The organism is Streptomyces sp. NPDC058620, assembly GCF_042717135.1.
Lineage (GTDB): Bacteria > Actinomycetota > Actinomycetes > Streptomycetales > Streptomycetaceae > Streptomyces.
On the sequence record NZ_JBHXQO010000027.1, the window covers coordinates 38,831 to 58,584 of the forward strand.

The following is a 19,754-nucleotide window of genomic DNA, read 5'->3' on the forward strand; positions in this document are numbered from 1 at the left end:
TCACTCCTCCTCGCTGGCGATCGCGTTGAGGGCGGCCGCGGCGATCGCGCTGCCTCCGCGACGGCCGCGCACGATCATGTGTTCCAGACCGGACGGGTGGGCGGCCAGGGCGTCCTTGGACTCGGCGGCTCCGATGAAGCCGACCGGCATGCCTATGACGGCGGCGGGGCGCGGGGCACCCTCCTCGATCATCTCCAGCAGCCGGAAGAGTGCGGTGGGCGCGTTGCCCACGGCGACGACGGCGCCTTCCATGCGGTCCCGCCACAGTTCGAGGGCGGCGGCGCTGCGGGTGGTGCCCATCCTGGCCGCGAGGTCCGGCACGGACGGGTCGGAGAGCGTGCAGATCACTTCGTTGTCCGCGGGCAGGCGCTTGCGGGTGACGCCGCTCGCGACCATGGCCACGTCGCAGAGGATCGGTGCGCCGGACCGCAGCGCGGTACGGGCGTGCGCCACGGCGTCCGGGGAGAAGGCGAGATCGCGTACGAGGTCGACCATGCCGCAGGCGTGGATCATGCGGACGGCGACCTGGCTCACATCGGCGGGCAGCCCTGCCAGATCCGCCTCCGCGCGGATGGTGGCGAAGGACTGGCGGTAGATCGCCGGTCCGTCCTTCTCGTACTGATGCACAGTGCCTTCGCTTTCTCCGTCGGGGTGAGGGTGGTGACGGTTCGTCATGAGGTGCTGCCGCCGGCGGTCCGGTGATCGCCGCGCGCCGCCGCCACCGCGGTGGCGAGCGAGCCCGTGCCGGGCGGAACGGTCACCGGGTCACGCGGTCCGTCGTCCCGGACGACGGTGATCCGGTGACCGCCGTCGGGGGTGGCGACCACGTCGACCCTCTCCCCGTGCGGGTGGCCGCACCGGCGTTCGCAGCCGGACCAGTAGACGGGCAGGTGACCCGGCGGTCCCACGGCGGTCGCCGCGTCGGCCCGTACGTCGGCCAGCGACTTGGCGCAGCCGGGCCGTCCGATGCAGGCGCCCACGCCCGCCCACGGGGAAGCGGGGCCGGTGATCAGTCCGGCCGCGTCGAGGGCGGCCAGCAGTCCGGGGGCCCGGTCCGCGGGTGCGCCGGGTACGACGACGCCGCGCCACGGGGTGAGGCGGAGTTCGCCGGCGCACCGGCGGGCGGTCTCGACGAGCAACTGCCACTGGGCGGGGCCGAGACGGCCCAGCGGTATGTCTGCGGAGAGCGCGACGACGGTGCTGGACGTGCTGCGATGACCGGCGGGTGCGGGTGCGGGGCCGGGGCGTGGCGGGGTCGCCCGGGTCGGGCGGGGGGCCTCTGCCGCGGTGGTCCCGGTGAGCCGCCCTGCGATGCGGGCCGGCAGGACGGCCCGGATGTCGTCGGGCAGGTCCTTCACGCGCCAGGCGCCGGAGGGCCGGGCGGCGTCCAGGAAGGTTTCGGCGGCCAGGAGGGCGGCGCGGGGGGCCGCGGTGCTGTCGTCGGTGGCCGGCAGGCGCAGGACGGTGTCGCTGTCGCCGATCCGCAGGAGGGCGGTGCTGCCGGTCGTGGGGTCCGCGATCAGGGTCACGTCGGCGCCGAGGGCGTCCACGTCGCCGCGGCCGTCGTCGAGCGCGAAGAGGAAGCGGCCGGAGAGGGCGGTCGCGCTCCCGCTCCGGCACAGCAGCCGGTCCAGCTCGGTCAGCCACGGGCGGATGTCCGGCAGCTCGCGGTCGTCGAGGCCCGAGAGGGGGGAGGCGACGATGTTCCGTACGCGTTCGTGGCGTTCGGAGGGCAGGAGTCCGGCGTCGCCGAGCAAGCGGGCCAGTTCGGGCCCGCAGTCCGGGGCGAGGCCGCGGAGCTGGGCGTTGCCGCGCGAGGTGAGGTGGACGTCACCGTCACCGAGTCGCCGGGCGGCTTCGTGCAGGGCCTCCGCCTGAGTGACGGTCAGGACCCCGCCGGGTATCCGGACCCGGGCGAGCGAGCCGTCGTCCGCCCGGTGCAGCCGCAGGGTGCCGGGGCAGGCATCACCACTGCTCCGGGCACAGGCGGCGCCCTGGGACCGGGGCGAAAGGGCGGATGCGGACATGGCGGCGAGCATACCGACCATCACACCGGCGTCGGCCGGGCCCAGTGGGATGGCCGGAACGCACGCTGAACGGTCCGCGGTGTCCGGTGGGCGGGGCCGGGGTCCTGCGGGGTGTCTCCTCGGAGCGGGCGAGGCACCCGGAACGCCGACGAGACCAGCACGTACGCCCGCTCCCGCGGGGACCCCTGCACGTCTCCTCGGCCGATCCGGCGACTCACAGCCGCCGAGCCCGGCCGCCCTGAACCGCGACCGGCCAACTTTCCGGCCACAGACGAAGGCCACAGACGAAGGCCACGAACGAACCAGGCCCCCCCCTCAGCCACCCGGACCACGTTCCCTCCAGCCCGCCCGGCCCTTGAGGACGGAACCGGTGCTGCGTTCCCGGGCTCCCGGACGCAGGCGGCAGCCACGCCTCCGCGGCCCGCCCGGCCCTTGAGGACGGGACCCGGCCCCGAGGCCCGGTCCCACCGAACCAACCCGCGCCCGGACAAACCCCCCGCAACTCGCCCCTCCGGCAACCCAGGGCAAGATCCCGGGCGCCCCCCACCCGCCCACCACCGCCGCTTAGGATGCACACGGCGGTCCATTCGGTCCGCCATCGCCAGACGGCGACAGGGGAGGAAGCCCGGTGAGATTCCGGCGCGGTCCCGCCACTGTGAGCCCGGCCGAGACCCGGCCGGGCGAGTCAGGAACTCCCTTCCCCGCACGCTCGGACCCGCCCGGGCAGGGGAACCCCATTCCGACACCGCCCGGGGCGTGGACACCCCGAGGAAGGCCTGACGCAGCATGATTCTGCTTCTGTCGACGTCCGACACCGACCTGCTGAGCGCCCGCGCATCGGAAGGCCCGGTCAGCTACCGCTACGCCAACCCTTCCCGGCTCCCGCTCGAAAACCTCCCGGAACTCCTCGACGGCGTGGACCTCGTCGTCGTCCGTCTGCTCGGCGGCGTACGCGCCTGGCAGGACGGCCTCGACCAGCTGCTGGCCACCGGCCGCCCCGTCGTCGTACTGACCGGTGAACAGGCCCCCGACGCCCAGTTGATGGCCGCCTCCACCGTCCCCATAGGGATCGCCGCCGAGGCGCACGCCTACCTCGCGCACGGTGGCCCCGCCAACCTGGCGCAGCTGGGCCGGTTCCTGTCCGACACCGTCCTGCTCACCGGCCACGGCTTCGACCCGCCCGCCCCGGCCCCGGCCTGGGGCCCGCTGGAGCGGACCGCCCGCCAGGTCGGCGAGGCGGCACCCACCATCGCGGTGCTCTACTACCGCGCCCACCACATGAGCGGGAACACCGCGTTCATCGACGATCTCTGCTCGGCCGTGGAGGACGCGGGGGCCCGCCCCCTGCCGCTGTACGTGGCCTCGCTCCGTACCCCCGAGCCCGAACTCATCGACGAACTCCGCGCCGCCGACGCCATCGTGACCACGGTCCTCGCGGCCGGCGGCACGCGGCCCGCCGAGGCGTCCGCGGGCGGCGACGACGAGTCGTGGGACGCGGGCGCGCTGACCGGCCTCGACGTACCCATCCTGCAGGCGCTCTGTCTGACCGGTTCGCGCAGCGACTGGGAGGACAACGACGAGGGCGTGTCCCCGCTGGACGCGGCGAGCCAGATCGCGGTCCCCGAGTTCGACGGCCGGCTGATCACGGTGCCGTTCTCGTTCAAGGAGATCGACGAGGACGGACTGCCCGCGTACGTCGCCGACTCCGAACGCGCGGCCAGGGTCGCCGGAATCGCCGTACGGCACGCGCGGCTCCGCCACATCCCGGCCGCCGAGAAGCGGATCGCGCTCGTCCTCTCCGCGTACCCGACCAAGCACTCCCGTATCGGCAACGCGGTCGGCCTCGACACCCCCGCCAGTGCCGTCGCCCTGCTGCGCAGGCTCCGGGCCGAGGGGTACGACTTCGGCCCCGAGGAGGAGATCCCCGGCCTGGTCTCCGGCGACGGCGACGAGCTGATCTACGCCCTCATCGAGGCCGGAGGCCACGACCAGGAGTGGCTCACCGACGAGCAGCTGGCCCGCAACCCGGTCCGCATCCCCGCGGCCGACTACCGCCGCTGGTTCGCCACGCTCCCGGCCGGACTCCGCGAGGCAGTCGAGCGGCACTGGGGTCCCGCGCCCGGCGAGATGTTCGTGGACCGGTCCAGCAACCCCGAGGGCGACATCGTCCTCGCGGCCCTGCGCCGCGGCAATCTGCTCATCCTGATCCAGCCGCCCCGCGGCTTCGGCGAGAACCCGATCGCGATCTACCACGATCCCGATCTGCCGCCCTCGCACCACTACCTGGCCGCGTACCGCTGGATCGCCGCGTCCGCCGACGACAACGGCTTCGGCGCCGACGCGATGATCCACCTCGGCAAGCACGGCAACCTGGAGTGGCTGCCCGGCAAGAACGCCGGCCTCTCCGCCGCCTGTGGTCCCGACGCGGCCCTCGGTGATCTGCCGCTCGTCTATCCGTTCCTGGTCAACGACCCCGGCGAGGGCACCCAGGCCAAGCGCCGGGTCCACGCCACCCTGGTCGACCACCTCGTGCCGCCGATGGCCCGCGCCGACAGCTACGGTGACATCGCCCGGCTGGAGCAACTCCTCGACGAGCACGCCCAGATCGCGGCGATGGACCCGGCGAAGCTCCCGGCGATCCGCGCCCAGATCTGGACACTCATCCAGGCGGCGAAGCTCGACCACGACCTGGGGCTCGAAGACCGGCCCGAGGACGAGGGCTTCGACGAGTTCATCATGCATCTCGACGGCTGGCTCTGCGAGATCAAGGACGTCCAGATCCGCGACGGTCTGCACGTCCTTGGCGGCGCCCCGACCGGCAAGGAGCGCGTCAACCTCGTCCTGGCGATTCTGCGCGCCCGCCAGATCTGGGGCGGTACGTCGTCGCTGCCCGGGCTGCGCGAGGCCCTCGGCCTCGACGAGTCGGCGGCCACCCGCACCGCGGCCGACGAGATCGAGGAGCAGGCCCGCGCCCTCGTCCAGGCGATGGAGGACGCGGACTGGGACCCGTCGGCCGTGGCGGCCGCTGCCGCGGGACGGCCGCGGGCGGTCGCCGACATCCTCGACTTCGCCGCCCGCGAAGTCGTGCCGCGCCTCGCCGCGACGACCGACGAACTCACGCACACCGTGCACGCGTTGAACGGCGGTTTCGTGCCCGCCGGTCCGTCCGGGTCGCCGCTGCGCGGCCTGGTCAACGTCCTTCCGACCGGCCGCAACTTCTACTCCGTCGACCCGAAGGCCGTCCCCTCCAAGCTCGCCTGGGAGACCGGACAGGCACTCGCCGACTCGCTGCTGGAGCGCTACCGCACCGACAACGGCGACTGGCCCACCTCGGTCGGCCTGTCGCTGTGGGGTACGAGCGCGATGCGTACGGCGGGCGACGACATCGCCGAGGCGTTCGCGCTGCTCGGCGTACGCCCGGTGTGGGACGACGCCTCGCGCCGGGTGACCGGGCTCGAAGCGATCCCGTACGAGGAGCTCGGCCGGCCGCGCATCGACGTCACGCTGCGCATCTCCGGTTTCTTCCGCGACGCGTTCCCCCACACCATCGGCCTGCTGGACGACGCGGTGCGGCTGGCCGCCTCGCTCGACGAGCCCGCCGAGCAGAACTACGTACGCGCCCACACCCAGGCCGACCTGGCCGAGCACGGCGACGAGCGCCGCGCCACGACGCGTATCTTCGGCTCCCGCCCCGGTACGTACGGCGCCGGTCTGCTCCAGCTCATCGACTCGCGCGACTGGCGCACGGACGCCGACCTCGCCGAGGTCTACACGGTGTGGGGCGGATACGCCTACGGCCGAGAGCTGGACGGCCGCCCGGCGCGGGACGAGATGGAGACCGCGTACAAGCGCATCGAGGTCGCCGCGAAGAACACCGACACCCGTGAGCACGACATCGCGGACTCGGACGACTACTTCCAGTACCACGGCGGCATGGTCGCCACGGTCCGTGCGCTGAAGGGCACCGCCCCGGAGGCGTACATCGGGGACTCGACCCGCCCCGAGACCGTCCGGACGCGGACGCTGGTCGAGGAGACGTCGCGCGTCTTCCGCGCCCGGGTGGTCAACCCCAAGTGGATCGAGGCGATGCGCCGCCACGGCTACAAGGGGGCCTTCGAGCTGGCGGCGACGGTCGACTACCTCTTCGGGTACGACGCGACGACGGGCGTGGTCGCCGACTGGATGTACGACAAGCTCACCGAGACGTACGTCCTGGACCCGACGAACCGCGAGTTCCTCCAGCAGGCCAACCCCTGGGCGCTGCACGGCATCGCGGAACGCCTCCTGGAGGCCGAGTCGCGCGGCATGTGGGCCAAGCCCGATCCCGCGGTGCTCGACGCCCTGCGCAAGGTCTTCCTGGAGACGGAAGGCGACCTGGAGGGCGAGGACTGAGCCCGGCCGCCGCCACGGCGGCGCAGGGGCAACGGAGTTGGGCCGAAGCACGCGTGGTGACTCTTCCGGCACGGCACAATCGCGGTCATGGGGACCTCGGATGCCGGGCTGGAAGAGACCACGGGGCCGATAGCCCTGATCCGCGGATTCCTGGCCGGGGCGATGACCGGCGCCGCGCTGACGTGCATGGTCTGCGGGGTGGTCATCGAGCGCGTGCCCGTCTTCCTGCTGGGTGCCGGGGTCCAGGTGCTCACCGTGGTGGCGCTGCTGATCCTGGAAAGCCGGATCAGGGCCAGGAAGCCCGTCCCGGCCACGCGGACCGCGCCGGCGCTGATCGAGGACCTGCGCGCCACCGGCGGGGAGTCTGCGGACGTCCCCGTCAGATTCGATCTCACGGTCGTCCCCGACGACCGTCCGGCGTACCGGGTCACCATCTCCCAGGCCATCAACCTGGCCGACCTCCCCGACTACCGGCCGAAGTCCATGACGGTCGTCGAGTACCGCCCCGACGAGCCGTGGGAGGTCGAGATCGTCACCCGGCCCACGCCGTCGTGGACGGCGCGGGCGGCAAGGGAGAAGGCGGACTCCGCGCCCGAGGCCACCCGCGTGAGCGCTCCGGCCAGGAAGGGGTCGAGCTGTTTCGCCGGCATCCTGGGGCTGCTTCTCGGAGCGGCGGTCGTGGTGGTGCTGCTGCGGGGGGAGCTGTTCGGCGACGAGGCCGCGGCGAGGCGGGCCGACTCCTCCTCCTCCTCCTCCGAGCGCACCTTCTCGTCGTCGACGACGGTCTCGGGGCCGTCCTCGTCGCTGCTGGTGGCGGGCCGGATGCGGGAGACCGCCGAGTCACTGACCGGCCGCGTGGGTACGCCGACGGTCGCCGAACTCACCATCCAGGAACACCGCATGGCGGTGAGCGGCACAACCGGCGGCTCGCAGGACGCGGCGAGGGCCATCGACCTGCGCGCCCTCCCGTACGAACTCTTCCCCGGCCTCGTGCGCGAGGCCCGGACCGGACTGGGCGTGGGCTCCCCCGGGACCTGGCGCATCGACGTCGAGCCGGCGTCGGGTGGCCGGGACCTGACCATCCGGGTGTCGGTGACCGGCGAGGGCGGCGAGGCGTCCCTGGAGGCCGACGCGCAGGGCCGGATCACCGAGCGGCACGGCACCTGAAGACCGGGTCCGATCACGTGAACTGAGGTCCGGGGCCGATCACGGGAACGGCCCCCGGAACCGTCAGGTCCCGGGGGCCGCGCACCGTGCCGGCTGTCGTACGCAGGCTGGAGAGACGTCAGTTGGCGTTCACCAGGTCATGCGCGGGCACGGTCACCGTGCGCGCTCCCGGCGTGCCGCCCAGGACCACCTTGCGCAGGGCGCTGTTGTTCTTGAGGTTGGTCTCCTTGAGCCGCTTCTCCGGGTTGGCGAGCACCTGGATGTAGTAGGTGCCGTTCGCCAGACCGGTGATGTCGAAGGACTGACCCGGAAGGTCCTGCGTGTACGTGTCGCCGGAGCCCACGTCGAGCACCTCGCGCACGGAGATGGAGTTCTCCTGGCCGCACGCGGTGGACAGGTCGGTGTTGCCCGGGTGCCAGTTGGCGTTCTTCACCGTGTAGTCGACGGCGTCGGTGTTGGCCAGGCAGAACGCCTCCTTGCCGCTGCGCACCGTCTCCTTCTTGTCGGCCTTCAGCAGCCGGTAGCTGGCGAAGTCGGTGAAGTGCCAGTGCTCGTGACCGGGGCGGGGGTCCCACTCCATGGTGCCGGTCGGCGTGTAGCCGACCTGCTTGCCCTTGGCGTCGTAGAAGTACTGGTAGGCGTCCATCAGCTTCTTGCCCGGGGAGCGGAAACCGTCCACGACGAGCTGGGCGGGGCCCGCGTTCCACACGTTGGCGCTGAAGGCGAGGTAGTCCTTGCCCTTCACGTTCTCCTGGCCGTCGCTGATCGTGATGCCGTAGGCCGGCAGCGAACGGAGGTCGGGCTTGGGCACGTCCGGCACGGACGCCTTGCCCTTCGGCCGTGCGGCGTTGGGCGCGACGGCCGGCGCCTTCCTCGAACCGTCCGTCTGGCCGGGAGCGTCACCCGTGTTGGACGCCCGCAGCGCGCTCTTCTTGAGCGCCCAGGGGAGGGCGGGCGGTGCGGGGGTGAGGGGGCCGTGACCCACGTTGTACGAGGGACCGGCGCCGCTCGTCGCGGACGCGGGGGCCGGCGAGCGCACCGGGCCGCCGTGACCGGCGTGGCCGGCCGTCGCGGACGCCTTGCCCCGCGCCTCCGCCCCGCCGGGCTCGTCCTCCCAGCTGCGCTCGCGGACCGTGACCTTGATCGACCGGGGCTTGTCGGCGATGCCGAACAGGTCCCGGTACTTCTTGGTCACGGACACCTTGGCGGTGTACTTGCCGGGCTTGAGGTCGACCGGGGCACCGTAGTAGCCCGCGTACGTGTTGGAGGCCCAGCCGTTCTCGATCCCCCACACCGAACCCAGGGTGAACGGGTTGACCGGGCAGCTCTCCGGATACTTCGACGTGGACGGCGCGTCGGGCCGTACCCGCCCGGAGGCGTTGTTCGGGCAGAAGGCTTCCGTCCGGTTCGCCACGACCTTGCCCGCGGCGTCGGTGAGGATGATCCGCGCGAAGTCGGGCAGCCCCGCGAAGTCCTTCACCACACCGCGGGGAAGGGTCTTGGTCCGCGTCTTCTTTCCTTCGCGGATGATCTGGGTGGCGACGACCGGGTCCTTGTAGGACTTACGCGTCACCTTGAGTTCGAAGGGCCCGTTCTCGGCGGTGAGGTACGTACCGAGGTCGAGGTAGACACCCGGGTCGTCCTTCCACGAGTCGAGGGTCACCGAGGTGGAGGCCGCGATCAGGTTGAGCTTCGGCGTGGTCGACGCCTTGCTGTCGGGCGCGGCGGCCACGACTCCGGCGGTCACCGTGATCGCCGCGGCGGCGGCCATCGTAGAGCGCCACAGACGGGTTGGGCGGGATGTGGTCATTTTCCCCGTACTCCGTTTCATACGCGGGTTCCGCAGCCTGCTGGGAGCGGAACTCTTTCCCCGGCTGTGAAGAGCCGGTGAACGGCATCAGAGGTTGTCTGCGAACCCAGGAGTCACCCATGGTTGGCCGAAAAGTGCTGTAGGAGCATCGAATCGAGCCGTATGAGGACGGTTCCGGGGGCGCGGGGGCCGTGGGTGTAGTACCGCGCTCGGGCGGGGAGGCGGGCGCCATAGCGCGGGATGCCCGCCGGGTCGGTGGTCAGGCGGCCGGGGCGGGACGTGGGCTGCCGTGGAAGACCTGGCTGGTGTGCCAGGAACGGTGGGCGGCGGCGATGGGGCGGACGCCTGGCTGGGGGCCGATGAGCGGACGGCCGGCGAGTGTGATGACGCCATCGCGGGCGGCGGTGCTGTGGCCGACGAAGCTCTGGGAGACCAGGACGCGGTGGCCCTCGCCCTGGCCCTCGCCGAGACCGAGTACGCCTTTGTCGAACAGCTTGTGGTGCAGCGAGCACAGGCACAGCCCGTTCTCGATGTCGTCCGGTCCGTCGAATGCCCACCAGCGCACATGGGCGGCCTCGAGCCCGACCGGCACCGCGCCGATCCTGCCGTCGTACCCGCAGAAGGCGCACTGGTACTCGTACGCGGTCAGGACCATCTCCCGCATCCGCCGGTCCCGACGCCTGCGCGCGGCCGAGAGCAGTCCGGTCCCGGCCTCCTCCAGCTCCAGGCCGATGGCTTCGCACAGCTCGTTGTGGAGGGAGGGCGGGAAGTTCAGATCGAGCAGCACCCGTGTCATCCGGCCGAGAAGGGACGGCTCCCGCCGCAGCGCCGCCCGTAGCTCCGGCGTCAGCCGCCCAGCGGCGCCGGTGGCGCGCAGTTCCCTGACCCCGGTTCCGGGGCTGCCCGGCCCGTGCGCGGTGCGCACCTCCCACACGCCGTCACTCACCAGGTGATGGAAGGGATAGGCGGGCGTGGTCCGGTTACCGGGACCGTATTCGGCGAGGAGTCCCCGTAGGTCCTCCTCCACGGCGCTGTACCGCAGCTCGTCATCGGCGTCCTGCTGGAACCGGCCGAGCGCGTACAGGAAAAGCAACGGCTTGTGCGGAGCCCGCGTCCCGTTCCTCGTCCACTGTCTCAACTGCGCGGTGCGCTCGACCCAGTCCATGGTCGGCGATCGTAGTGGCGGCTCGTCGCAGCGCCTGGCCGTGGGGCATCGCCGCAGCGGCCGGCCGGACACCGAGCCACGACGCGGTTCCCGGCTACCCGGGCATGACGCCGTGGATCCGGGAGAGGGTGAAGACGCGTTCGGCGTCCCGCAGGTGGCACCAGGCTTCGAGATAGGGCGGTTCGAGGGCGAGGCGGTCGAGGGTGCGTACGGTGCGGCCTCCTGAGGCGGCGACGTAGTCGACCGTGACGGCCCTCCCGGTGTCGATGGCATGGGCCAACTGCCGGACATCGCTGTACGACAGCCGCTTCGCGTACCAGGCGACGATCTCCTCGGTATCCGTGCCGAAGGGCACTCCGCCGGGCCCGAGCGGGTCGGGTTCCGGTGTGGTCGGTGGCGCGGTCAGGAGCTGGGTGGCCAGGGCGTTCAGGTCGGCGGCGGGGGCCTTCGCCGTGTGGGGAGCCGTCGGGTTTCGGAGGCCGGCCTGCGCACGGGCTTCCCGTGGGGCCGGAACGGGTGCGGCGGCCCGCTGGGACCGGGTCTTCTCGACGCGTACGGTTCCGTCAGCCGTCTCGGCCACGGGCGCGTAGCCCTCGGCTCGAAGCGCGGCGAGGGTCTGGTCGAGTGGGCTGCGGCTTACCAGGACCGTCGGAGCGAGCCGGCGGAGGCCGAGCTCGGCGAGCTTGCTGTGGACGGCGAGTTCGGCCAGGAGTGAGGGCTCCTCGCCGTGGATGACGCAGGCAGCGGGGGCGATGCGTACGCGGCCGTGGCTGCGAGCGGTGTCGGCGATCAGGTACGCCAGGGACTGGGGCAGGGGTCCGGCGGCGATGGCGGACAGCTCTGCCTTGATCTCGTCCGAGGTGCGTCCGGAGTCCAGGGCGCGGCGGATGCTGCCGGCGCTGAAGCGCCAGACCGAGGCCGTGCCGCGGGTTTCCCGGTCCGCGGCGGAATCCAGGAGCGCGTCCAGTCGCGCCGTCGGTGTTCCGGCGACGACGGCAGTGAGGTCGACGCCGATCCGGGCCGTGCCGGTGGCCGTGGGCAGCAGACGTCGGCACTCGGCGGCCAGTCCGTCCGTTCCGGCTCGTAGGGCGGTGCCGAGGGGCGACAGGGCGCCGCGAGCGAGTACGCCGAGCAGCTCGGCCTCGCGGATCGCGGTGGCGAACGGTGTTTCACCCTGGGGCGTGGGGTCGGCGAGCGGGCGGTGCCATGCCACGAGCATCCCCAGGTCCGACGTGGCTCGCGCTCCCTGCCCTGGCGGGAGGTGGGCCGCCGCGGCCAGCAACCCGTGCCGGGTCTGCAAGCAGCCGCCGCAGGGCGGCGCCCCGGAAACCGCGGGGAGTGCCTTGTCGTCCTCGTCGCGCGCCCGGGAGGGGGTGAGGGGCAGGTTCCACCATGCCTGGAGCAGCGCGGCGAACCGTTCCGGGGGTTCCTGCGCCGCCCAGGCGTCGTACGCCTTGGTGGGGGCGACGCGGTTGCCGTCCCCGGGCGAGTAGCCCTGCCGCGTACCCGGCTTCCAATGTGATGCGTACGACGGCGTCATCGGCTTGGGCGGCCTTGCCGATGCGGGCCAGTTCACGTGCGCCGACACCGCCGGACTTCAGCCTGGCCGGCGGCGCTGTCGAGCATGCCGACAGGACCGAGGCGGCATGTGCTGCGAACGCCGTGGCCGTGGCTGCCGCCTCCCGGTCCGCTTCCGCCGCGGTGACGGACACCAACTCCACCGAGGGCGGCCCGGGTTCGAACGGGGCGTGCCAGGCGGGCCCGCGCAGCGCGAGTGCCACCTCGACGGGCATCCGGGCGGGACCGAACCAGCGGCGTTCCCGGATCAGAAGCCCTCGGTCCAGTGCCCATCGCTCGCCCGGTCCCGAGTCGGTGCCGGGAGCCGGGAACATGATGGACCCCGGCTGCCGCGTCCCGGACTTCGCCCGACGCTCCAGCAGCTTCCGGGCTGCCGCAGGAGCCTTCGCGACCACCGAGGCGATCCCTTCCGGATCGCTGTGGTGTGCGATCAGCGCCGCCATGCGCTGTTGCTTGATGGCGGGCGGCCTGACGCCGAGCGCCGCCAACATGCCGCGCAGCTCGTCGGACGTCATGTCCGCCAGCAGCTCCGCCAGCGGTGCGTCCAGCCCGAGCGGCGCCTCCCACGCCTGTCGCAACGGTGCGGCAATGTGGAGCCTCCCGCTGTGGTCCGGCCAGACCAGCGCATGGCCGGCCAGCGCCTCCAGGACCGCGTCCAAGGCGCGGCCGGCATCGCCGGCCGTCGCTCCCAGCAGCTTCGCCAGGTCCTCGCGCGACGCGGGCGCCCCCAGCGCCGCCACGGCCTCGGCCACCTGCAAGTCGGGCAGGGTGAGCAGGGGCAGCGCGAGCGCCACCGACGCCGGCCGCTGAAGACGGTCCGCCAGTTCCCCCACCGAGCGCGGCTCAGGAGGGGACGCGGTGTCCTTCCGTGTCGCGAGCACACGTGCCAGGCGCGGGCCGTCGAGACCGTGCAGCCAGGCTGTCAGCGTTGATCCGGATGCCATGGAGAACCTCTCGTCAGGTCGAGGAACGCGCCATGCCGGATCTCAGCCAGTCCGGCGCCGGGCTCAAGGATGGCCCATCCGGTGGGCCTGGATGTGTCGCACAGCGGCAGATTCCCGCCTGCGGGTGTCGTCGAGCTGCGGGGGCACGCCCTGCCCGCCGGAATACTTTGGACTATCCGGACGAAGGCAACCAGAACCGCGACCGCGGAACGCAGAAGGCCCCGGCCGGTTTCCCGGTCGGGGCCTTCGACGTATTGCCCGGTGAGAGCAATGGCGGAGGATACGAGATTCGAACTCGTGAGGGGTTGCCCCCAACACGCTTTCCAAGCGTGCGCCCTAGGCCACTAGGCGAATCCTCCGCGGCAAACAATACAAGACGTTGAGGAGTGCTCGCGAACCCGTTCCCCCCGAGACCGTCCGGAGGCATCCCCGGGGCCGGATCAGGTGGACTTCGGGGGGTGGGGATCGGCTAAGGTGGGCGTCAGCCCCTCACGTGGCGCTATCTGACTGAACTCCCCCAGGGCCGGAAGGCAGCAAGGGTAGGTTGGCTCTGGCGGGTGCGTGGGGGGCCCTTGTGTTTCCAGGGGCTCGTCCGCCGGTGGTGTGCCCGGTGCGGGGCCGGTTGTCAGTCCGCCCCGATAACCTCGTATGTGTGTCGTCCCTTGCGCTGTACCGCCGCTATCGCCCCGAGTCGTTCGCCGAGGTCATCGGTCAGGAGCATGTCACTGACCCTCTCCAGCAGGCCCTGCGGAACAACCGGGTCAATCACGCGTACCTGTTCAGTGGGCCGCGCGGCTGTGGAAAGACGACCAGCGCGCGCATCCTCGCCCGCTGTCTGAACTGTGAGCAGGGGCCGACGCCGACGCCGTGCGGGGAGTGCCAGTCCTGCCAGGACCTCGCGCGCAACGGGCCGGGTTCCATCGATGTGATCGAGATCGACGCCGCTTCGCACGGAGGCGTGGACGACGCCCGTGACCTGCGGGAAAAGGCGTTCTTCGGGCCCGCGTCGAGCCGATACAAGATCTACATCATCGATGAGGCGCACATGGTCACCCCGGCAGGGTTCAACGCCCTGCTGAAGGTGGTCGAGGAGCCGCCGGAGCATCTGAAGTTCATCTTCGCGACCACCGAGCCCGAGAAGGTCATCGGCACGATCCGGTCGCGTACGCACCACTACCCGTTCCGGCTGGTCCCGCCGGGCACGCTGCGCGGATATCTCGCCGAGGTGTGCGGCAAGGAGAACAGCTACGTCGAGGACGGCGTGCTGCCCCTGGTCGTGCGAGCCGGGGCCGGCTCCGTGCGTGACTCGATGTCGGTCATGGACCAGTTGTTGGCCGGAGCGGGCGACGACGGTGTGACATACGCCATGGCGACCTCCCTCCTCGGGTACACCGATGGGTCCCTCCTGGACTCCGTCGTGGACGCTTTCGCGGCCGGGGACGGGGCCGCGGCCTTCGAGGTCGTGGACCGGGTGATCGAGGGAGGAAACGATCCGCGCCGCTTCGTCGCCGACCTCCTGGAGCGCCTGCGCGACCTGGTGATCCTGGCGGCCGTTCCGGACGCGGGCGACAAGGGCCTCATCGACGCGCCCGCCGATGTGGTCGAGCGGATGCAGGCCCAGGCGGCGGTCTTCGGCGCCGCCGAGCTGAGCCGCGCCGCCGACCTGGTCAACGAGGGGCTCACGGAGATGCGCGGGGCGACGTCTCCCCGGCTCCAGGTCGAGCTGATCTGCGCCCGGGTGCTGCTGCCCGCCGCCTTCGACGACGAGCGTTCGCTCCAGGCCCGGCTGGACCGGCTGGAGCGCGGTGCCTCCTTCGCCACCGCCGCGGCAGGCCCCGCCATGGGGTACGTGCCGGGGCCGGAGGCCCACACCATGGCGCCGGCCGCGCCCTCCGCCGCCGTACAGCCCGGTCAGCCCGAGGCCGGTCCGGCTGCCGCGCGAACGGCGGTACGGGGCGAGGCGCCCGCCGATGTGGTCGAGCGGATGCAGGCCCAGCCCGCCCCTGCGGCTCCGGTGGCTCCTGCAGCCCCCGCCCAGCAGCCGCCTGCGGAGACCCCGCCCGCCGGGCAGCGGCCCGGCGCATGGCCCGCACCGGCCGGAGCCGATGCGGGACGTCGTCCCGGCGGCTGGCCGGCCGCCTCCGTCCCCGGCCGGACGCCGCCCGCGCCCTCGGCGCCCGCTCCCGCTCAGGCCGCACCTGTCGCCTCCGCGCCCTCGCCGCCCGAGCCGGGCCAGGGCGTCGCGCCGGGTGTCGGCGCCGCCCAGGTGCGGAACATGTGGCCGGACATCCTGGAGGCCGTCAAGAACCGCCGTCGGTTCACATGGATCCTGCTCAGCCAGAACGCCCAGGTCACCGGCTTCGACGGGACCACCCTGCAGATCGGTTTCCTCAGCGCCGGCGCCCGCGACAACTTCGCGACCAGCGGGAGCGAGGAAGTGCTGAAGCAGGCACTCGCCGAGCGCTTCAACGCCCAGTGGAAGGTGGAGGCGGTCATCGACCCCTCGGGCGGCTCGGGCCAGCCGCCCCAGACCGGTGGCGGACGCCCGCCGGCCGCCCCCTACCAGCCGCCCGCGCCCGCCCCGCAGTCGCACGAGCCCCCGGCGCAGCAACAGGGTCAGCAAGGACAGCAGGGTCAGCACCAGGGGTACCAGCAGGGGCAGCAGGGGCAGCAGTCCCCGTCCTCGGGCTATGCGTCGCAGTCGCAGGGCTCCGGTGGGCCCGGTTCCGAAGCCGCGCCGCAGACCCACTACGCCCCCGAGCCACCGCGTTCCGTGGCGCCGGAGGACGACACCCCGGAGGCCGACGATCCGGATCTCGTCGACTCGGCACTCTCGGGCCACGACCTGATCGTCCGCGAACTGGGCGCCACGGTCGTGGAGGAGTTCATCAACGAGCAGTGAGTCGCGAACGAGCAGTGAGTCGCGAGTGGTGGGTCGCGAGTGGTGAGTCACGAGCGGTGAGTCGTGACGGGAGCGATGCGGCGGGCCTGAGCCCCGCCCCCATGGCCCCACCGGTTCGCCGTCCCCTCACTCACACCCGTACCCGCCACGTCCACGGGCCGGAGCGCGTCGAGCGCCCCGGTCCCCGGCGGCTAGGCTGCACCCCGTGAAGGTCCTCGTCATCGGCGGCGGCGCCCGCGAACACGCCCTGTGCCGCTCTCTCTCCCTCGACCCCGACGTCACCGCTCTGTACTGCGCCCCCGGCAACGCCGGCATCGCAGAGGTGGCCGAACTGCACCCGGTCGACGCGCTCGACGGCGACGCCGTCGCGCGCCTCGCCACCGAACTGGGCGCCGAGTTGGTGGTCGTCGGCCCGGAGGCACCGCTTGTCGCCGGAGTCGCCGACTCCGTGCGCGCCGCCGGTATCCCCTGCTTCGGGCCCTCGCGCGAGGCGGCCGAGCTGGAGGGGTCCAAGGCGTTCGCCAAGGACGTCATGGCCGGTGCCAACGTCCCGACCGCCCGCAGCTACGTGTGCACCACCCCCGCGGAGATCGACGCGGCCCTCGACGCCTTCGGTGCCCCCTACGTAGTCAAGGACGACGGTCTGGCGGCGGGCAAGGGCGTCGTCGTCACCGACGACGTCGAGGAGGCCCGTGCCCACGCGCTGGCCTGCGACCGCGTGGTCATCGAGGAGTTCCTCGACGGCCCGGAGGTCAGCCTCTTCGCGATCACCGACGGCACCACCGTGGTGCCGCTCCAGCCCGCCCAGGACTTCAAGCGGGCCCTCGACAACGACGAGGGCCCGAACACCGGCGGCATGGGCGCGTACTCGCCCCTTCCCTGGGCCGACCCGAAGCTGGTCGACGAGGTCATGGAGAGCGTCCTCCAGCCGACCGTGGACGAGCTGCGCCGCCGCGGCACCCCCTTCTCCGGGCTGCTGTACGCGGGCCTCGCGATCACCTCGCGCGGCGTCCGGGTCATCGAGTTCAACGCCCGCTTCGGCGACCCCGAGACCCAGGTGGTCCTGGCCCGCCTGAAGACCCCGCTGGCCGGTGTCCTCCTGGCGTCCGCCAACGGCACCCTCGACCTCCTGCCGTCGCTGAAGTGGCGGGACGACGCCGCCGTCACCGTCGTCATCGCCTCGCACAACTACCCCGGTACGCCCCGCACGGGCGACCCGATCGAGGGGCTGGCGGACGTCGCGGCCGAGGACGCCCCGCACGCGTTCGTCCTGCACGCCGGGACCCGGCAGGACGGCGACGCGGTCGTCAGCGCCGGGGGCCGTGTGCTCTCGGTGACCGCGACCGGCAAGGACCTCTCCCAGGCCAGGGAGCGGGCCTACACGGCGCTCGGCCGTATTCGTCTCGACGGTTCCCAGCACCGTACGGACATCGCTCTGAAGGCCGCCGGGGCCTGACACCCTCCCCGGCCGCCCCGCGGCGTCACACGTGCCCGGCACCTCTCCGGAGGCGCCGGGCACCTGTGTATCCGCCCTCGTCCGTATGTCTACCGTGCGCCGGGGTGCACGGCTCCCGCGCGCCGTAGGCCATACGAAAAGGCGAACCCACGTGAACCGGCGCGTCAGCAGCTTTAGCCAAAGCCATTCCATCGGGTGACGACTCGGCCAACCGGATGACGCCCACCGGGCTCCCAACTAGGGTGCGGCGCAAGCGTTCCGGCACTTGGCCCAGCGGCATTGCGATGTCAGTGACGGGTGCCACAGTGGGGGAGTGAGCAACACCGTCGCGGGGGCAGAGGGGGTGACATCCGGCCGTGTCCGGTACCGGGTTGGGTGAGGAGCTGGGCGCGCTGGCTGCGCGTGCCCGAGCTCTCGCGCTGCTGCGCATCCGCGGCAGAGCAGTGGCCGTGGCGATCCTGCCCGCGGCCGTGGCCGTCGTGCTGCAGGCCGCAGCGATGCAGGGCCGCATCAGCGGCAGCGTCTGGGACGCGGTGCGCTGGACGGTGACGGCCGGCGCGCTCGTCGTGCTGCTGGTCGCCGCCGCGGTGGCCTTCGCGGTCGCCAGGGCGAAACCGGCGGTCAGCCCGACCGTCGCCGTCACCGAGGAGTCCGCGCCCGACCTCTACCGACTGGTCCGGGATCTGGCCGACCGGCTCGACGTGCCGGCCCCGTCCGCCATAGCGCTGACCCCGGACTGCGACAGCTGGCTGGAGGACCGTACGCATCCCTCCGCCCAGCCGCGCGCATCGGCCGTGGCCAAGGGGATCGTGGCCGGCCGGCCACGGCGGCGGGTGCAGGCCGCCCCCGTCCTGGTCATCGGCTCCCCCTTCCTCTGGTGGATGCGGGTCGCCGAGTTGCGGGCGGTCCTCGCCCCGGTCGTCGCCGGTACGGGCTCGTCCGCGCACCCCGACATAGCCGCGGCCCGCCGTTTCGTACGAGGGCTCGATGCCGCGGTAGCCGACGCCGCCGCGCCCGGACAGGGCGCGATACGTGGACTACCGCTCTCCTTCGTCGGCTGGGTCGCCCGGATTCTGCTCCGCAGCTGCCGGGAGCACGCTGCCGAGATGGAGCGCTGCGTCGCCGCCACCGCGTCGATGCGAGCCCAGAGCGTGGATTACGGGCTGCGGATCGTCGCCCAGGAGCAGGTCGGCCTCGCGTACGCGGGCTGGGACCGGCTGCTCACCCGGGTCGCGCTGCCCGCCTGGCGGATGGGCCGCTGGCCGTCGCGGCTCGACGCCGGTGTCGTCTCCGCCCTGACCGAGCTGTCCCGCCGGGACCGGCTGGCGGATGGCTTCGCCTCACGCCTTGGCGAGCGCCCCGCCTGCGACCTCCTGGAAGAACCAGGTGCGGCCGACGAAGCGGCCTCGCTGCTGGCAGCCAGGCTCTTCCACGGAGGGCCCGCGGAGAACGGCCCCGACTGGTCCCCAGTCGACTGGCAGCAGTATCCGGAGGAGGTCGTCGACCGGAAGTGGCGCGCCGAGGCCGCCCGTCTCCACCGGGTCCTCGACACCATGGGTGTGCCGCCCACGGCCGCGATCGACCCCGCCGATCCCGCGGTCCCCACGCTGGCCCGCGTCATCGGCCATCTCGCCGGTCCTTCGACGGCCGGCGAGGAGCTCGCCGCCGGAATCGGAGCCGCGGTGGCCCGCGAGGAGGCGGCCCAGGCCCCCCGGCCGATGGGCGGCGGCGTGGACCCCGCCAAGAGCGGGACGGGCGCCGACCCCCTCGACTTCTGGGGCTCCGACCCGCTTCCCCTCTTCCCGCTCCAGCCGCCTCGTACGGGTACGGAGCTGCTCGCCGACCACGTGGTGGCGATGGTCTGCTGTGCCGCCGTCGACACGGCCGGCGCGGCCCCCGGGCTCGACTGGCTCGACGGCCCCGCACTCCTCGTCGACGGGCAACGCCCGGCCGACCTGGGCGGCCCCGTCCTCAGCCTGGTCGAGGACGGCGACGCGGAGCCGCTGCGTACGTGGCTCTCCGCGATCGGCGTCCGCACGGACAAGCCCGTCCGCCTCGTGTGACGGCGGGGACGGTCTCGGGCGCGCGTACGGGGCCGGGGCAGGGCCGGGGCGGGGGCTGGACGGGCACGGGGCGCCCGTACGGATGGGGCCGGGGGTCGGGGTCAGCAGGCCGAGCCCCCGGCCCCCAGCCCCACCCCGGCACATCCCGGCCCCCAGCCCCACCCCCGGCCCGTTCCCGTGAGGTCCCCTGCCCGCCCGGGGCGAGGAATCCGCCGTATACGACGAGCTCGCCGCACTCGCCCCTCCAGCC

9 protein-coding genes, 1 tRNA gene, 1 other RNA gene, 1 pseudogene and 1 riboswitch are annotated in these 19,754 nt (G+C 72.8%); of the genes and pseudogenes, 6 read left to right on the plus strand and 6 right to left on the minus strand.

Going from position 1 to position 19,754, the window contains the following annotated elements; all coding sequences use genetic code 11:
- Positions 1 to 627, minus strand: coding sequence for a precorrin-8X methylmutase (locus tag ACFWSK_RS23205; protein ID WP_383789338.1), 627 nt, complete (start codon positions 625 to 627; stop codon positions 1 to 3).
- Between the two features lie 44 nt (positions 628 to 671).
- Positions 672 to 2,039 (minus strand): precorrin-3B synthase, encoded by a 1,368-nt coding sequence (gene cobG, locus ACFWSK_RS23210; protein WP_383789341.1) that lies wholly within the window; start codon positions 2,037 to 2,039, stop codon positions 672 to 674.
- 605 nt (positions 2,040 to 2,644) lie between these two features.
- A riboswitch (cobalamin riboswitch) is annotated at positions 2,645 to 2,722 on the plus strand.
- 91 nt (positions 2,723 to 2,813) lie between these two features.
- Here cobG and cobN point away from each other — a divergent pair.
- Both cobN and ACFWSK_RS23220 read left to right on the plus strand, forming a co-directional pair.
- Positions 2,814 to 6,419: a cobaltochelatase subunit CobN gene (cobN, locus tag ACFWSK_RS23215; protein WP_383789344.1), complete on the plus strand. Its 3,606-nt coding sequence runs from the start codon at positions 2,814 to 2,816 to the stop codon at positions 6,417 to 6,419.
- Between the two features lie 87 nt (positions 6,420 to 6,506).
- The gene (locus ACFWSK_RS23220; protein ID WP_383789347.1) at positions 6,507 to 7,586 is read left to right on the plus strand and encodes a hypothetical protein; all 1,080 of its coding nucleotides are present in this window, start codon (positions 6,507 to 6,509) and stop codon (positions 7,584 to 7,586) included.
- 118 nt (positions 7,587 to 7,704) lie between these two features.
- Here the strand turns inward: ACFWSK_RS23220 and ACFWSK_RS23225 are convergent, their stop codons facing one another.
- From ACFWSK_RS23225 to ACFWSK_RS23240, 4 genes and pseudogenes are all read right to left on the minus strand, one after another.
- Positions 7,705 to 9,396 carry a lysyl oxidase family protein gene (locus tag ACFWSK_RS23225; protein ID WP_383789350.1) on the minus strand — a complete coding sequence of 564 codons (1,692 nt, stop codon included), beginning with the start codon at positions 9,394 to 9,396 and terminating at the stop codon, positions 7,705 to 7,707.
- 259 nt (positions 9,397 to 9,655) lie between these two features.
- Entirely contained in the window at positions 9,656 to 10,561 is a 906-nt protein-coding gene (locus tag ACFWSK_RS23230; protein ID WP_383789353.1) for a phosphorothioated DNA-binding restriction endonuclease, read from the minus strand.
- Positions 10,562 to 10,655: 94 nt separating this feature from the next.
- Positions 10,656 to 13,083: pseudogene (locus tag ACFWSK_RS23235) on the minus strand (helicase C-terminal domain-containing protein).
- 271 nt (positions 13,084 to 13,354) lie between these two features.
- Positions 13,355 to 13,442: transfer RNA gene (locus ACFWSK_RS23240), tRNA-Ser, on the minus strand.
- A 121-nt stretch (positions 13,443 to 13,563) separates the two neighbouring features.
- On the opposite strand from ACFWSK_RS23240, the gene ffs reads away from it, so the two are divergent.
- The 4 genes from ffs (at position 13,564) to ACFWSK_RS23260 (ending at position 19,504) form a co-directional block, all read left to right on the plus strand.
- Positions 13,564 to 13,660: signal recognition particle sRNA small type (ffs, locus tag ACFWSK_RS23245), an RNA gene on the plus strand.
- 75 nt (positions 13,661 to 13,735) lie between these two features.
- Entirely contained in the window at positions 13,736 to 15,985 is a 2,250-nt protein-coding gene (locus ACFWSK_RS23250; protein WP_383789356.1) for a DNA polymerase III subunit gamma and tau, read from the plus strand.
- A 205-nt stretch (positions 15,986 to 16,190) separates the two neighbouring features.
- Positions 16,191 to 17,441, plus strand: a complete 1,251-nt coding sequence (purD, locus tag ACFWSK_RS23255) for a phosphoribosylamine--glycine ligase (RefSeq protein WP_383789358.1) — start codon at positions 16,191 to 16,193, stop codon at positions 17,439 to 17,441.
- A 356-nt stretch (positions 17,442 to 17,797) separates the two neighbouring features.
- On the plus strand, positions 17,798 to 19,504 hold the full coding sequence (locus ACFWSK_RS23260; protein WP_383789361.1) for a hypothetical protein: 1,707 nt from the start codon (positions 17,798 to 17,800) through the stop codon (positions 19,502 to 19,504).
- Positions 19,505 to 19,754 lie beyond the last annotated feature (250 nt).

Excerpts from the sequence above, each read along its gene's own strand:
- ACFWSK_RS23220 (WP_383789347.1), top strand. The coding sequence starts at position 6,507 with ATGGGGACCTCGGATGCCGGGCTGGAAGAGACCACGGGGCCGATAGCC.
- ACFWSK_RS23225 (WP_383789350.1), bottom strand. The coding sequence starts at position 9,396 with ATGACCACATCCCGCCCAACCCGTCTGTGGCGCTCTACGATGGCCGCC.
- ACFWSK_RS23230 (WP_383789353.1), bottom strand. The coding sequence starts at position 10,561 with ATGGACTGGGTCGAGCGCACCGCGCAGTTGAGACAGTGGACGAGGAAC.
- cobG (WP_383789341.1), bottom strand. The coding sequence starts at position 2,039 with ATGCTCGCCGCCATGTCCGCATCCGCCCTTTCGCCCCGGTCCCAGGGC.
- cobN (WP_383789344.1), top strand. The coding sequence starts at position 2,814 with ATGATTCTGCTTCTGTCGACGTCCGACACCGACCTGCTGAGCGCCCGC.